This window comes from Thiosulfativibrio zosterae, from assembly GCF_011398155.1.
Taxonomy (GTDB): domain Bacteria; phylum Pseudomonadota; class Gammaproteobacteria; order Thiomicrospirales; family Thiomicrospiraceae; genus Thiosulfativibrio; species Thiosulfativibrio zosterae.
The window spans coordinates 1,603,217-1,618,106 of the sequence record NZ_AP021888.1 but is presented as its reverse complement, the minus strand read 5'-3'; the positions used below and the strand labels follow the sequence as shown (position 1 = coordinate 1,618,106).

The 14,890-nt window shown below is 44.1% G+C and carries 12 protein-coding genes; 10 read left to right on the top strand and 2 right to left on the bottom strand.

Annotation, left to right across the window (positions count from 1 at the left end):
- The first annotated feature begins 47 nt into the window (after positions 1-47).
- From THMIRH_RS07440 to THMIRH_RS07425, 4 genes are read left to right on the top strand one after another with little or no spacing between them, the layout of a single operon-like run.
- Positions 48-1,520 (top strand): circularly permuted type 2 ATP-grasp protein, encoded by a 1,473-nt coding sequence (locus tag THMIRH_RS07440; RefSeq protein ID WP_173291491.1) that lies wholly within the window; start codon positions 48-50, stop codon positions 1,518-1,520.
- Positions 1,510-2,454: an alpha-E domain-containing protein gene (locus THMIRH_RS07435; protein WP_173291490.1), complete on the top strand. Its 945-nt coding sequence runs from the start codon at positions 1,510-1,512 to the stop codon at positions 2,452-2,454. Before THMIRH_RS07440 ends, THMIRH_RS07435 begins: the two co-directional genes overlap by 11 nt.
- 36 nt (positions 2,455-2,490) lie before the next feature.
- Positions 2,491-3,588, top strand: coding sequence for a zinc-binding metallopeptidase family protein (locus THMIRH_RS07430; RefSeq protein ID WP_173291489.1), 1,098 nt, complete (start codon positions 2,491-2,493; stop codon positions 3,586-3,588).
- A gap of 33 nt (positions 3,589-3,621) precedes the next feature.
- Positions 3,622-4,800, top strand: a complete 1,179-nt coding sequence (locus tag THMIRH_RS07425; protein ID WP_173291488.1) for a glycerate kinase — start codon at positions 3,622-3,624, stop codon at positions 4,798-4,800.
- A gap of 82 nt (positions 4,801-4,882) precedes the next feature.
- Here THMIRH_RS07425 and THMIRH_RS07420 read toward each other — a convergent pair whose 3' ends face one another.
- Positions 4,883-5,665 carry a hypothetical protein gene (locus THMIRH_RS07420; protein WP_173291487.1) on the bottom strand — a complete coding sequence of 261 codons (783 nt, stop codon included), beginning with the start codon at positions 5,663-5,665 and terminating at the stop codon, positions 4,883-4,885.
- Positions 5,666-5,724: 59 nt separating this feature from the next.
- On the opposite strand from THMIRH_RS07420, the gene THMIRH_RS07415 reads away from it, so the two are divergent.
- From THMIRH_RS07415 to THMIRH_RS07395, 5 genes are read left to right on the top strand one after another with little or no spacing between them, the layout of a single operon-like run.
- Positions 5,725-5,979, top strand: coding sequence for a hypothetical protein (locus THMIRH_RS07415; protein WP_173291486.1), 255 nt, complete (start codon positions 5,725-5,727; stop codon positions 5,977-5,979).
- Between the two features lie 20 nt (positions 5,980-5,999).
- Positions 6,000-6,668 carry a metal-dependent transcriptional regulator gene (locus THMIRH_RS07410; protein ID WP_173291485.1) on the top strand — a complete coding sequence of 223 codons (669 nt, stop codon included), beginning with the start codon at positions 6,000-6,002 and terminating at the stop codon, positions 6,666-6,668.
- Positions 6,665-7,792 (top strand): nitrogen regulation protein NR(II), encoded by a 1,128-nt coding sequence (gene glnL / locus THMIRH_RS07405; RefSeq protein ID WP_173291484.1) that lies wholly within the window; start codon positions 6,665-6,667, stop codon positions 7,790-7,792. Before THMIRH_RS07410 ends, glnL begins: the two co-directional genes overlap by 4 nt.
- A complete protein-coding gene (gene ntrC / locus THMIRH_RS07400) occupies positions 7,789-9,225 on the top strand; it encodes a nitrogen regulation protein NR(I) (protein WP_173291483.1) in 1,437 nt (478 codons plus the stop codon). Before glnL ends, ntrC begins: the two co-directional genes overlap by 4 nt.
- 2 nt (positions 9,226-9,227) lie before the next feature.
- Positions 9,228-10,016 carry a hypothetical protein gene (locus THMIRH_RS07395; protein WP_173291482.1) on the top strand — a complete coding sequence of 263 codons (789 nt, stop codon included), beginning with the start codon at positions 9,228-9,230 and terminating at the stop codon, positions 10,014-10,016.
- Positions 10,017-10,067: 51 nt separating this feature from the next.
- Here THMIRH_RS07395 and THMIRH_RS07390 read toward each other — a convergent pair whose 3' ends face one another.
- Positions 10,068-10,754 carry an MBL fold metallo-hydrolase gene (locus tag THMIRH_RS07390; RefSeq protein ID WP_173291481.1) on the bottom strand — a complete coding sequence of 229 codons (687 nt, stop codon included), beginning with the start codon at positions 10,752-10,754 and terminating at the stop codon, positions 10,068-10,070.
- A gap of 70 nt (positions 10,755-10,824) precedes the next feature.
- On the opposite strand from THMIRH_RS07390, the gene hrpA reads away from it, so the two are divergent.
- Positions 10,825-14,826 (top strand): ATP-dependent RNA helicase HrpA, encoded by a 4,002-nt coding sequence (hrpA, locus tag THMIRH_RS07385; protein ID WP_243831406.1) that lies wholly within the window; start codon positions 10,825-10,827, stop codon positions 14,824-14,826.
- Positions 14,827-14,890: the final 64 nt, after the last annotated feature.

The following is a 14,890-nucleotide window of genomic DNA, read 5'->3' as shown; positions in this document are numbered from 1 at the left end:
TATTTTTAAACATTTCACAATTTTATTTTTCAAAGCAGAGAATAAGTATGGCGCATCTTTTAGCAGATTACCCCACCGAAGGGATCTATGATGAATCGGTTCAAGCAGACGGCAAGCCAAGATTGGCTTCTGAACAATTATTTGACTACATGAGCAAACTAGAGTCGAAAGACTTTAAAGAATTGCAAAAGAACGCCAATACGACTATTGCGCAGTTTGGGATTTCTTTTACGGTTTACAGCGACAAAGGCAATATTGACCGTCTGTGGCCGTTTGATGTTTTCCCAAGAGCCATCGATGTTAAAGAGTGGAGTCAAACCTCTAAAGGCTTAACACAGCGTTTGCGCGCACTGAATCACTTTATTGAAGATGTGTATAACGAGCAAAAGATTTTTAAGGCAGGCATTATGCCGCTAGATGTGATTACCTCGTCTAAAGACTATCGTCCAGAGTGTGTGGGCATGAAACTCAAGCATGGTTCTTGGGCTTGTATTTGCGGAACTGACTTAGTGCGAGGCGCAGATGGTGTTATGTATGTCTTAGAAGACAATCTGCGCGTGCCTTCAGGGGTTTCCTATATGTTAGAAAACCGTGCGGTAATGAAACAAGTCATGCCAGAAGTTTTTCACGACATGAACATTATGCCGGTTGACCAATATCCCACCAACTTGCTGTCTATGTTGCGTTCTTTATCACCAAATGACGACCCAATTCCTGAAGTTGTTGTTCTCACACCGGGCGTTTATAACTCGGCTTATTACGAGCACGCTTATTTGGCACACGAAATGGGTGCTGAATTGGTAGAAGGTAGTGATTTGGTGGTATTGGGTGACGATTGTGTTTATATGCGTAACATCGATGGGTTGAAAAAAGTGGATGTCATTTACCGCAGAATTGATGATGCTTTTATGGACCCTGAAGTGTTTCGAGAAGATTCAACTCTAGGTGTGCCAGGTTTAATGCGCGCCTGGAAATCAGGCAATGTGGCCATTGCCAATGCGCCCGGTTGTGGAGTGGCGGACGATAAGGTGGTTTATGCCTATGTGCCTGATATGATTCGTTTTTACTTAAATGAAGAGCCATTGGTGCCGAATGTACCCACCTATTTGTGCAGTAACCCTAAAGACAGAGCTTATGTGTTAGAGCATTTGGCTGAGTTGGTGGTGAAACCCGCTAACGAGTCAGGCGGTTATGGTTTGTTGATTGGTCCTCATGCCTCTGAAGAAGAATTAGAAACCTTTAAAGGTCTTATTCAAGAAAATCCACGCAATTACATCGCACAACCTACGCTTAATCTATCCACTGTGCCTACCGTCTGTGACGATGAACTTGACCCTCGTCATGTCGATTTAAGACCCTTTATTTTGCAAGGCGCTAAAACCTATGTCACCGCTGGCGGCTTGACGCGTGTGGCTTTGCGTAAAGGCAGTTTGGTGGTTAATTCATCGCAAGGCGGTGGCAGTAAAGATACTTGGATTGTCAAAACAGAAAGATCAGAAGGGGAACAACATGCTCTCTAAAGTGGCAGAAAGATTATATTGGTCAGCGCGTTACATTGAGCGCGTTGAAAATACGGCGCGTTTAGCAAAAGTGTTTTCGCAGTTGATGTTTGACTTGCCTAAGGCGGTCAAATTGAACTGGTATACCTTGGTGCAAATCACCAGTAACGAGGTGTTTTTTGACACACATTATGAAGCCAAAACCGAAAAAAATTGCATGAGCATGTTACTCAGTGATCGTGACAACAGTACCTCTTTATTGTCTTCTTTGTGGTGGGCGCGTGAAAATATGCGCACGACACGCGATATTTTACCCAGAGAGGCTTGGGTGCATATCAACGAACTTTATTTAATGGTCAAAGAAAATAAAGAAGATTTTGAATCGCGCAGTAAACGCAATGCCTTGCTCGACAAAATTATCAAAGGATGCCAGTCTTGGACCGGCATGATGACCAGCACCATGAGCCAAAACAACACCTATCGTTTCATTATGCTGGGCACAGCCATTGAGCGTGCCGACATGACTTCGCGTATTTTGGATGTGGGCGGTTTTTTCGTGTCGCAAGAAACGGTGGTGGATGATGAATATCCTTCAGACAGTATTTTATGGGCAAATTTGCTAAAATCTGTCAGTGCATATTTTATGTATCGTCAAAATGTACAAACCGAAATCACCGGCCAGCATGTGGTTGACTTTTTAATGAAAGACAAAGAGTTTGCGCGTTCGGTGCGTTTTTGCATTAACTTTGTCAGCTCGGTGGTGTCCAAGTTGCCCAATTCTAGCGAACTTAAAGAAGAGTTGGATGCTTTGGTTTTGCACATCGACCAAGACACGGTTTATGAGGTGGGTTCAACTGCTTTACACGACTATTTGGATGAACTGCAAATGGCGTTATCAACGGTACATAATAAATTTTATGAAATATGGTTTAACCCCAAACAACTCGCAGCTTAATGTTAATTAAGCAAGCAATACAAGGATAATGCCCGAATGAAACGCTTTTTTTGTCAATGTGGGCAAGAAGTATTTTTTAACAATCTGTACTGTAATCAGTGTGCCAGAGATTTGGTTTATGACCCTTCTGCAAGAACCTTGTGGAGTGGCGAATTACGCAAGGGTTATCAGTTTTATGCTCATTCAAACTCGGGCAAAAATCAGTATGTGATGAAAATATGCAAGAATCGCTTCAAAGAAGCAGCTTGCAACTGGGTCGTGAGTAGTTTTGATGAAGATGGCTCGAGTGTTTGTTTGTCCTGTCGGACGACTCAAACTGAGCCAGATTTAAAATTACGAAAAAATAAAAAACGCGTGCGTCTGCTCGAAATGGCTAAGCGCCGTATGATGGCCGCACTGTTAGACTTGAAATTGATTTCTCCCATGGGAGGTGATTCGATTAAAGGTTTGAAGTTTGATTTTCTTGAAGATAAACGCAGTAACCCAAAATCCGAAATTGAACATGTATTATCCGGCCATTATCAAGGCTTAATCACCATTAATGTGGCCGAAGCCGATGAAGGTTTTTTACATGTGATGAAAGAGCAAATGGGCGAAAAATATCGCACATTATTAGGACACTTTCGTCATGAAATTGGACATTATTTTTGGTGTAGATTAATTGATATTCCAGGCAGACATGACGCCTTTAGACAAGTTTTTGGAGATGAACGCGCCGATTATGGTGAAGCACTCAAAAAATACTATGATATGGGGCTGCAAAACCGTTGGATGAGTCGTTTTATCACACCCTATGCAGGCAGTCATCCGCACGAAGATTGGGCGGAAACTTGGGCGCATTATTTGCACATGGTAGACACTTTAGAAACAGCCGTCAGTTATGGTTTGAGTGTTTATGAACCCAAGAAAAACGACTTTGACGATTGGTTTGCGGAATGGGGTAAAGTGGCACAAGTCATGACGGCCCTAAATCGCAGTTTGGGATTAATGGACCCTTACCCATTTAGCATTTCTGAAGTCGTTAAAGGCAAGCTGCGCTTTATTGATGAGCTGGTTGAAAGCTCAGGAAAACTACCCGATAACTTTAAGAAGACCGCGCCCACACCTACTGCGCCTAAGCCTGCCAGTCAGTAAGGCAGGGGCCAAATTCACGGAGGCATTGAGCACATGAATCCTATCCACCCCCAAGTGCCCAAAACGCTCTTAGTTGCGCCTGATTCTTTTAAGGGGTCGCTCAGTGCGGTTGCCATCTGCCAAAGTGTTGAAAAAGTCGTCAAAAAAATGGGGTGGCCAATTCAAGTGGTGTCACGGCCGATGTCGGATGGGGGTGAGGGTTTTGTGGATGCCGTGCTTTATGCGGGCTTGGCTCAATCGGTAACGCTGGAGGTGCAAAACCCCATTGGTAAAGCGGTTTCGGCAACCTTTGCATGGCAGCCAGACAGTCGCACAGCCATTGTTGAAATGGCTCAGGCTTCAGGTTTGCCTTTGCTCAGTCAAGATGAACGCAATCCCCTTAAAGCCTCCAGTTATGGCACAGGCCAGCTTTTGGTCAGAGCGATAGAAATGGGAGCTAAAAAAATTGTGTTAGGACTTGGGGGCAGTGCCACCAACGATGGCGGAGCGGGTGCATTACAGGCCTTGGGTTTTCAAATGCTCAATTCTCATAATCAGTCGATAGGCCCAGGCCCTAAGGGACTGAGCGAATTATCTAAGATTGGCTTTGAACCTCAAGGGCAAATAACCCTTGAACGGCTGCAAAGTATAGAGTGGGTGATTGCCTGTGATGTCACCAATCCTTTATTAGGGCCCTTGGGTGCAACGGCAGTTTTTGGCCCTCAAAAAGGGGTGACCCCAGCCTTGTATTCGATGATAGAAACCAGCTTGCAACACTTTGCGGACTTGATGGAGCGTAGGTTTAAAAGATCGGTCAGAAACTTGCCCGGTGCTGGCGCAGCCGGTGGGATGGCCGGCGGATTTGTGGGTTTTTTAGATGCCAAGCTTGTCTCAGGTTTTACACTGTTGGCGGATTTACTGGCGCTGGAAAATTTATTTGAAGAACAAAAAATTGATTGTGTACTTACCGCGGAAGGCAAGATAGATGAGCAAACGCAATATGGTAAATTACCGGCGCAAATTGCACTGATGGCGCAACGCCATCATGTGCCTTGTGTTGCGATTTGTGGCAAACTAGAAGCCAGTTTACAAGATTTGCCCATGTTTAAAGCCTTGCACAGTATTCACGAACACTTACCCCCTGAAACGCCCCTTGAAATCCTCTTAACTCAAACCCCGCAAAACCTGACCAAAACCTTAAAACAGCATCTGCCAACTTGGTTGGCAAATTAGATAAAAAAGCCTCTAAAAAATGACCAGGCCTGGTCATTTTGGGCGTGCTTTTAGACCTGCTTTTAGTCGTGCAAAGTTCTCTTTATAAATGTTGAGCAGCAATTTTTCGTAAGGTAGGAACACTTAAATTGGCTTGGTCGGCAAACATCAGGGCGCGTTTTAATCTGGCCGGTGCAGAACGACCCATACAGCCATGTTGCGGGTCACCAGCAAAGGCTTCTAATAAACCCGCCATAAGAGGTTCAACGCTATTTTGTTGGGCGGTGAGAAAATCCTGAATGGCCAGCACATCTAAAGCAACCGCGTTCATCACTGCTGCATGGTTTTTAGCCAACTCATCGACATTACCCCCCACTTCTAGTCCTGCAATATTGGTGGTTAAAATATATAAATTTTTGCGCACCAACTCATAATTAAGTTGTTCTGGCGTTTCTAAAATGCGAGTTTCTAAACCAAGTTCTGCCAAAGCATCGGCCACTAGCTGCGCGTGTTGTCCATAAACCGGAGAGGGCATAACTTGTTTGCTGTCCATGCCTTTTTTCTTTTCAAACCAAACGGAAATCACGGTAGGGTCAATTAAATGCGTAGTTTGCCAGTCGCGGGGGAGGAGTTCGTTTTGAATTAAGATAACCTTATCAGCCCATTCGCTGGGGCAAGCTTTAAGCGTGGCGTGAATATCGGCTTCCCCCACTGCAATTAAGACTGCCTGAGGGGTTGGCAAGCTTTCAGCCACAGTTTGCATCGACATATTGCGGGTGATGCCTTGTACTGGACAGCCTAGTTTTAAAAACCCGCGGGCGAAAACACTGCCCAATTCTCCCATGCCCACGACGATAATCGGTGATTTTAAAATTGAATTTTCCATAATGAACCTTATTTGAATTAAAATAGTGCAACCTTAAGTTTAGTTGTGAGATATTACCAATGAATACCCCAAAAGCAAAGTTTACTTGGCACTATTATTTGATGGCTTTCGGCGCCTTGATGGGTTTGATGGCTTTGACTTTATCGGCTTGGAGCGCGGCAGCCAGTGCTTTAGGTTTTATGGTGATGTCGCATCCGGTATTGCAATTAAAAGGCCCTACGCGATTTATTTTCCTTGCGTTATTTGCGGCCTTTTATTATGCCGCCTTTCCAGACCCAAGCGTGGTGCAAGAAATGATGAAAACGGCAGAATAACACGGATTTAAGAGGCGGTTATGGCATCAACGGCTTTAGAAGATTATTTGAAAATCATCTTCAAACTTCAAGAGGGGTTACCCGCATCTAAGGGGGTGAGCACCACTGACATAGCCGCTCGGTTGAATATCTCAAAAGCCTCGGTTTCGAATATGCTGAAAAAGTTGTCGGAGCAGGGATTTATTGATTATGCGCCTTACCAAGGGGTTGCTTTAACCGAGCAAGGCCAAAAAATCGCTCTTAATATGATTCGTCGTCATCGGATTGTGGAATTGTTTTTGGTAGAGCGTTTAGGCTTTGGTTGGGATGAAGTGGATGAGGAAGCGGAAATTTTAGAGCATGCCATTTCTGACAAGTTGGCCAATCGTATGTGGCAAGACTTAGGGTGTCCCACGCAAGACCCCCATGGTTCGCCCATTCCCGATGAATCAGGGCAAATGATGGTGCAAAACTGGGGTTGTTTGGCCAATCAAGCCCTAGATGCTCAAGTGACCATAGAGCGCATTCAAAATCGTTCCCCAGAAGAGCTGCGTTACCTTGAATCCATCGGCTTAACCAAAGGCATATGTGTTCAGGTCAAATCTAAGGCCCCCTTTAAAGGGCCAGTTACCTTGAGTTTACCCAACCAACTTTGCTCTATAGATTATCGAATGGCCAAATCTATTTTGGTTTCGGAGACTTGTTTATGAATACCCTGAATCCTTTATTATCGGAAGATTTAAGTGCCAATTTATTGCCCGAAATAACGCCAATTCATATTTTAGAAGGCTTAAGTTGTGCGGTTTTTTGGGTCAATTTACAGCACGAAGTGATGTATCTAAACATTGCCGCTGCAGAATTATTACAAATGAGCCCTTCTAGAATTGTCGGGGCGAGTTGGCATAATCTTTTTCCTGGCTTAATGACCGATTTAAATACGTGCGGTTATGGGCGCTTAACCATTCATGAGCACTCCATTGAATTACCCGATGGCCAAAAAACGCGTGTCACCTGCACCTTTTCGTATTATGAATTTGATTCGCAAGCCGGTTGGTTGGTTGAAATACTTAATACCGAGCGCCATCACCGAATTGTTGAAGAAGATGAGAGATGGCACCAATATGAGGCTGGTAACTTATTGGCCAAAACCTTGGCTCACGAAATTAAAAACCCATTAGCCGGCATTTATGGCGCAACCCAATTATTGCAAAAGCGATTTCCCGAAAATCAAAAAGCCAAACAATTTTTAGAGGTGATTTCCAATGAAGTTAATCGTCTTAAAAATTTAGTGGATCGTATGCTCGGGCCAGGCACCAAAACCGAAAAAGAGCCACAGAATTTACATGAAATTATTCGCTATGTTCTGGATGTGATTTCCCCCGAAAAACCCAATCATATTTTCATCCGTTTGGACTATGATCCCAGTATTCCCGAAATATCCATGGATTTTGAATCCATGGTGCAGGCCTTTTTAAATTTGATACAAAATGGCATGCAAGCCATGGAGCAACATGGCGGGTTTTTAACCATTCGTACTCGTGTTGAATCTAAATTTACCCTGGGTTCTAAAACTTATCCCTTAGTCGCGGTGGTGAGCATCATTGATGAAGGAGAGGGCATTTTGCCAGAATTTTTTGATTCTATTTTCTACCCCATGGTGACCAGTAAAAAAGAGGGTACGGGCTTAGGTTTGCCCGTTTCGCAAAATATCGTGCGTAACCATGGTGGGTTAATCGTGGCTGAAAGTGAGCCAGGACACACCGTTTTTAATGTTTATTTACCGTTTGACCATAATCGCGGCGACGCTGCCGTTAGTGAAAGGAGCTCATCATGATCGAAACTAAAATTCAGGAAACTACCCCTGTCATTTGGGTCGTTGACGACGATGCCTCAATTCGCTGGGTATTAGACGCTGCGCTAGAAGACCGTGATTATATAGTGCGCTCGTTTGATTCCCCTTTAACGGCTTTGCAAAATATGCATGAGCCGCCAACCGTGGTCATCAGTGATGTACGCATGCCTGAAATGGATGGGCTAACCTTTATGGAAGCCGTTCATGAAATCAATCCCAGTATTCCGGTCATTATTATGACCGCTCATACGGATTTAGACACAGCAGTAAAGTCTTTCCAGAGTAAAGCTTTTGATTATTTGCCCAAGCCGTTTGAAATTGAAGATGCCTTAGCCTTAATTGATCGTGCGGTGCGTCGCCAATTATCGGGTGGCAAAAGTGGCACGCGTAAAAAACGCACCACCAAACAGCCTTTAAACATCATCGGCTCAGCACCGACCATGCAAGAGGTGTTTCGTATTTTGGGGCGAGTGTCGCAAGTAGATGTGACCGTGTTGATTAATGGCGAAACAGGAACGGGTAAAGAGTTAGTTGCCAAAGCACTCCATGAACTCAGTCGCCGTGCTGATCAACCTTTTGTGGCCATCAACTCAGCGGCCATTCCAAGAGAGTTATTAGAGTCAGAATTATTTGGTCACGAAAAAGGCTCGTTTACCGGTGCGCACACTCAGCGTATTGGACGCTTTGAAGAAGCCAATGGCGGCACGCTATTTTTAGATGAAATAGGGGATATGCCGGTTGATTTGCAAACCCGATTATTGCGTGTGTTAAATGATGGCACTTTTTATCGCGTGGGTGGCAAATTGCCGATTAAAACCGATGTGCGTGTGGTGGCCGCTACCCACCGTAACATGGAAGAAATGGTGCGCCAGGGTAAATTCCGTGAGGATTTACTGTATCGTTTTAATGTTATTCGCATCAAAGTACCCGCCTTGCGTGAAAGACGTGACGACATTCCAGCCTTGCTGTCTTACTATTTAAGTGAAGAAGCCAAGCAATATAATTTGGATGAAAAAACCCTCAGCAAAGAAGTTGAAGCCTACTTATCAACCTTGCCTTGGCCGGGGAATGTGCGCCAATTGCGCAGTGTGTGTACTTGGTTAACCATTATGGCACCCGACAAAGAAGTGCATATGGATGATTTGCCTTTAGAGTTACAAGGCGGCAGCAGTGCGACTCAATTACAAACCACAGAGCAAGATGATTGGTTAACCCCTTTGCGTTTGTGGGCTGAAAAGTTTTTGTATTCAGGTAAAGATGGTCTGCACACCGAAGCCGAAGGCATGTTTGAAAGAGTATTGATTGAAGAGGCTATGAAAGCCAGCTTAAATCACCGCCAAAAAGCGGCCAGACTGATGGGCTGGGGGCGTAATACTCTTACGCGCAAAACGCAAGCTTTGGGCATGGATGACTAAGCATGCTCTGGGAAGCTTGGCAATATTTCACCACCCCCGTGGCTTTGCCTTTGGCAAAAGAAATGGGGTTTTTAGAAGAAGCCATTGCCATGGCTGCCAGACGCAAGCGTTGCCGAGCTGAGTGGGATACGCACTTTCAAAATTGCCAAACCACGATTCGTGAAGCGGTAGAGCGTTGCACGCAAAAACGCAAAATAGTCATTATGGGCGCGGGTTCTTTATTGGATGTGCCCTTGGATTATTTGGCTCAAGAGTTTGACGAAGTTTGTCTGATCGATTTGGTTTTTTTAAAAGACGCCAGAAAAAGGGTTAAACCTTTTTCAAATGTCCGTTTGATTGAACAAGATGTGACCGATTCTTTGGCAGCCTGCCAAAAGGGCGCTGTGCAAGCAAAACCTGCCCTCAACCCTCAAGGTCATAAAGCCTGGTTAGATTTAAGTGAGGTTGATTGTTTAGTTTCGTTGAATTTATTATCTCAACTGCCGCTGATTCCGGTGTCCTGGTTAATGAAACACTTTGGTATTTCTGAGCAGCAAGCAGATGTTTTAGCCAAACAGCTGATCAACGAACACCTTAATTTGCTCAACGCCTGCTCGGGCGTGAAATGTTTAATTGCGGATCGTTGGGTGACCGAAATCGACACACAGGGGCAAGAAGTTGATGGCTTTGATCCCTTGTGGGAAGTCAGCGTACCAGAGGTGCAAAAAAGTTGGGATTGGCGAGTGATTCCGCTGGGGGAAATCAACACCCCAACGGCTCAAGTGAACCGCGTGGGTGTGAGTATTTATTAGAGTTGTTAGCGGAGTAGTTATCCGTTTCTAATAGAGAACGAGGCTATAACTTTAAAGATTACCGCACTTCATATTGCCAGGCACGGCGATATCGATACGCTTGGGATTAGGTAAATTCAAACCATCCATAATGGTCGCAAAATCTTGATAAGCTTTTTGTTGGCCGACACGCACATTAAATTGTTTTTCTTCACCAATCGTAGATTGGCTAAACCCTTTGTAGTCATGCGCTGGGAACACCAAAGTGTCTTCTGGCAATTTGAATAATTTTTCCGTTAGGGAATGATACATCTGCTCATTACTGCCTAATTGAAAATCGGTACGACCGCAATCTCTAACCAATAGGGTATCACCAGTAAAAGCTGCGCCATCAATTAAATAGGTGATGTCATTATTGGTATGGCCAGGGGTGTGTAAAACACGAATGGTTTGTTCACCCAATTTAAATTCGTCACCTTCTTGTGCCAAAATGTCAGCGCATTCTGAATTGGAGTTTTTGTGAACCACGATTTGTCCGCCCAGTTTTTTGCGAATAGGGCCCGCGCCTGTAATGTGGTCAGCGTGAATATGGGTTTCTAAAAGGTATTTTACCGTGAGTCCGAGTTCTGTGATGTGCTGTACATCGCGATCGACTTTTTCTAAAACCGTATCAATGATAGCGGCTTCCAGGGTAGCCTCATCCCAAACGATGTAGGTGTAGGTCCAGGTGTCGTAATCGAAAAGCTGACGGATTTTCATGTAAAATAGCCCCTATTTAGTCAGTAATATTAACAAATAATTATATCTATTAACTGAGACTCCGCAAGCCTTGAATCCTGACCACAGTATTAAAAATGTCATAGAAAATAGTGACTTAGATAAACAAAACTTATACAAATCCATTAAGCAATGTTTGGTCAAGGATCGTTTTTATTTTTCAAAACAGCTCAAAGCTTTACAACTTTCTGATCGTAAATTAGGGGAATTGGCTTCTAAAAATGACCAGGCCTGGTTAAATTTAGCGCAAAAAATCGCCCATTCCAAGGCGCAAGTGGCTTTAAAACGACAAGCCGTTCCTAAACCCATCGTGTTTGATGCCAATCTTCCTGTGGCAGCGCGAAAAGATGAACTGCTGGCGCTGATTCAACAACATCAAGTAGTGGTCTTAGCCGGTGAAACGGGTTCTGGTAAAACCACGCAAATCCCTAAAATTTGTTTAGAAGCTGGGCGTGGCATTTTTGGTCGCATTGCCTGCACCCAACCACGACGCTTAGCGGCTCGCAGTGTGGCAGAGCGCATAGCCGAAGAGTTGGGTTCTACCCTGGGTAACCTTGTGGGTTATCAAGTGCGTTTTCATGATCAGGTGCATGAGCAAAGTTTGATTAAGGTGATGACGGACGGGATTTTGCTGGCCGAAATCCAAAATGATAAATTTCTCAATCAATACGACACCATTATTATTGATGAAGCCCATGAACGCAGTATCAATATTGATTTTTTATTGGGCATCTTAAAGCAGCTATTACCTAAGCGCCCTGACCTAAAACTGATTATTACCTCGGCGACGATTGATACCCAGCGTTTTTCTCAACACTTTGATAATGCACCGATTGTTGAAATTTCGGGGCGTACCTATCCTGTTGAAGTGCGTTATCGACCTTTGAGTCAGTTTGAAGATGATGAAGGCAATGTTTTTGAGCAGGACATTGCAACAGGCATTGCGCATGCCTTGGATGAATTGGCATTAGAAGACCCTTTTGGCGATGTGCTGGTTTTTCAAATTGGTGAGCGAGACATTAAAGAAACCGCCGAAGTACTTAAAAAACACAAATTGCCCAACACCGAAATCATTCCGCTTTATGCACGATTGAGTTTGGCAGAGCAAAACAAAGTGTTTCAACTGTCGCAAAAACGCCGCGTAATTTTATCCACCAATGTCGCCGAAACCTCTCTCACCGTGCCAGGCATTAAGTTCGTCATAGACCCAGGTTTGAATCGCATCAGCCGTTATTCGGTGCGCTCTAAAGTGCAACGCTTGCCAATTGAAAAAATATCACAAGCTTCTGCTAACCAGCGCAAAGGCCGCTGTGGTCGTGTCAGCTCTGGGGTGTGTATTCGGTTATATGATGAAGCTGATTTTAATGCCCGCCCAGAGTTTACCGAGCCCGAAATTCACCGCACCTCTTTAGCGTCGGTTATTTTGCAAATGACCCAACTTAAGCTGGGTGATGTGCACAATTTTCCATTTATTGAGCCACCAGAAGACAAGGCGGTGAATGATGGCTTTCGCCAACTTCATGAAATTGGCGCATTAGACGAGCATCGCCAGCTGACCGAAACAGGGCAGCAAATTGCGCGTTTGCCGCTTGATCCTCGTATCGCCAAAATGGTCATGGAAGCTCAAGCGAATGGTGTACTCGCTGAAGTATTATTGATTGCCGCCGCAATCAGTATTCAAGACCCCAGAGATATTAACGAAAGTAATCGTCAAGTTGCGAAACAGGCGCATGCCAAATTTGAAGACAGCCGCTCGGACTTTTTGTTTTTCTTAAATCTGTGGCGCTTTTACGAAAATCAGCGTCGCCATTTATCGCAAAACAAACTGCGCAAACTGTGCAAAACCAATCTACTCAACTTTATGCGCATGAAAGAATGGCACGATTTGTTTGTCCAGTTGGAAATGAGTTTAAAACAACTCGGTATCAAAGTGCCTCAATGTCATCTTTATGAAGAAGTTCGCCAAGGCAATCAGGTCACCGAACGCTTGGCAGACATACATCATTTTGGTGTGCATCGCTCATTAATGGCAGGTTTGTTAGGTAATTTGGCAATGCGGGATGATGAAATCGGTTACCTGGGCGCGCGCAATACCAAATTGTTTATTCATCCCAGTTCAGCGCTTTTTAAAAGTAAACCCAAATGGATATTGTCTGCCGAATTGGTTGAAACCACCAAGCTCTATGCGCGCACTAATGCCGCCATTGATGTGGCCTGGGTTGAGCGTTTGGCAGGGCATTTGATTAAAAAATCCTATGCCGATCCGCATTGGTTAAAGAATAAAGGCCAGGTCAGTGCCTATGAGTCAGTCACGCTTTATGGTTTGCCAATTGTTAATCGACGCCCGTGCAATTATGGCGCCATTAACCCTGTTGAAGCGCGTAAAATCTTTATTCAAGGGGCGTTGGTGCAAGGTGAAATGGATTCTAAGGTCGCTTTTTTTGTGCATAACCAAAAGCTGATTGCAGAGGTGCAATCCATCGAACAAAAGCTGCGCCGTTTGGACTATATGATTGACGATGTGGCACTTTATCATTTTTATGATGCCTGTATTCCCAGTCACATTTATAACAAACCTGCCTTTGAAAAGTGGGCTAAAAAGTCCCTTTTTAAAAATGCAGATGCCTTGCAAAGTTGTTATTTAACCCAAGAATTTTTGCTCAAACAAGCCGTTGACGAAAGTTTGCTAGACAGCTTTCCATCACAAATGGCGCTGCGTAATCAGCTGCCGCTTAAAATTGATTATCAATTTGACCCTGGAAAACAACAAGATGGTGTGGTGTTTCACATTCCATTAAATGCGCTCAATGTTGCACAGGCTTCTGAGTTTGAATGGTTAACCCCTGGGTTTTTAAAAGAGAAAATTGCAAATTTAATCAAATTGTTACCCAAACAACTTCGAAAGCAATTTATCCCTGCGCCGCAGTATGCCGATTTGGTTTTGCCTGAACTTTCAAAAGAATTCACCGATAAAAAGGGTGGATTATTAGCGCAGTTGGTGTGGAGTTTAAATCGTCGTGCACAACATCGCGTCACCGAAGCGGATTTTGCCGTGGCCGATTTACCGTCACACTTAAAACCCTATTTTATCTTGGAAGATGAAGGGGGTAGAAAGTTAGCAGAAGGTGCGGATTTGCAGGTTTTAAAAGATGACTATTTACATCTCGTTGAGCGCAAAATTCATCAACACCATCAAAAACGCCAAGCTGAAAAAGTGATTGAGCAATGGGACTTTGGCGATTTACCCGCCCAACAAACCCTTAAAAATCAGGGCTTAGAAATGGTGGCCTATCCTGCGTTACAAGTAAAAAAAGACCAGGTGATTTTGGGCTTGGTCAGTGATGCTGCTTTTGCCAAACAGTTGCATGGCGAAGGGGTTTTGCAGTTGTTGCGTTTGGCATTGGCCGATAAAGAAAAGTATCTACAAAAGAAACTGCCCTTGCAAAAAGCCTGCTTGTGTTTTGCCACCTATGGCACTTGCCAAGATTTAACCCAACAGGTGATTGACCGTGCGTTAACACACTTGGTGCCAACGCCCGAGTCTATCAGAACCCAAGCTGTCTATCTTGAAACCCTAGAAACGGTGCGTTTGGCGTGGATTAATCATGCGCAACAGATTGCTAAACAGGTGGAAGCCTTATTATTACAACATCAAAAAATTGCGCAACGCTTAAGGGGTAAGGTAAACCCAAGATGGTTGGGTTCTTTGGCAGATTTGCAGGGGCAATTAGACGGCTTAATCTCTAAAGAGTTTGTGCGAACGACGCCGCAAACTTGGTTCGAGCAAATGCCGCGCTATTTGCAAGGCATTGAAAAACGCTTAGAAAAAATGGATATCGATCCGACTAAAGATTTAGCGGCTTTAGAACAATTAAGTCCGTTATTAAAAACCTATCAACTCATTTTGGCGGAAAATAATCCCCAAAATCAACCAGGCCTGGTTGAAATTCGCTGGGCTTTGGAAGAGTTAAGATTGTCTTTATTTGCGCAACCCATGAAAACCCTAAAGCCAGTGTCGATTGCTCGCATTGAAAAAATGTTAAAAAGTTTGTAAGTTTTTGATTTGTTTTATGTCAGCTGACTATAATGAAGATGTTGTTTCTAAAATTAGAGGTAGG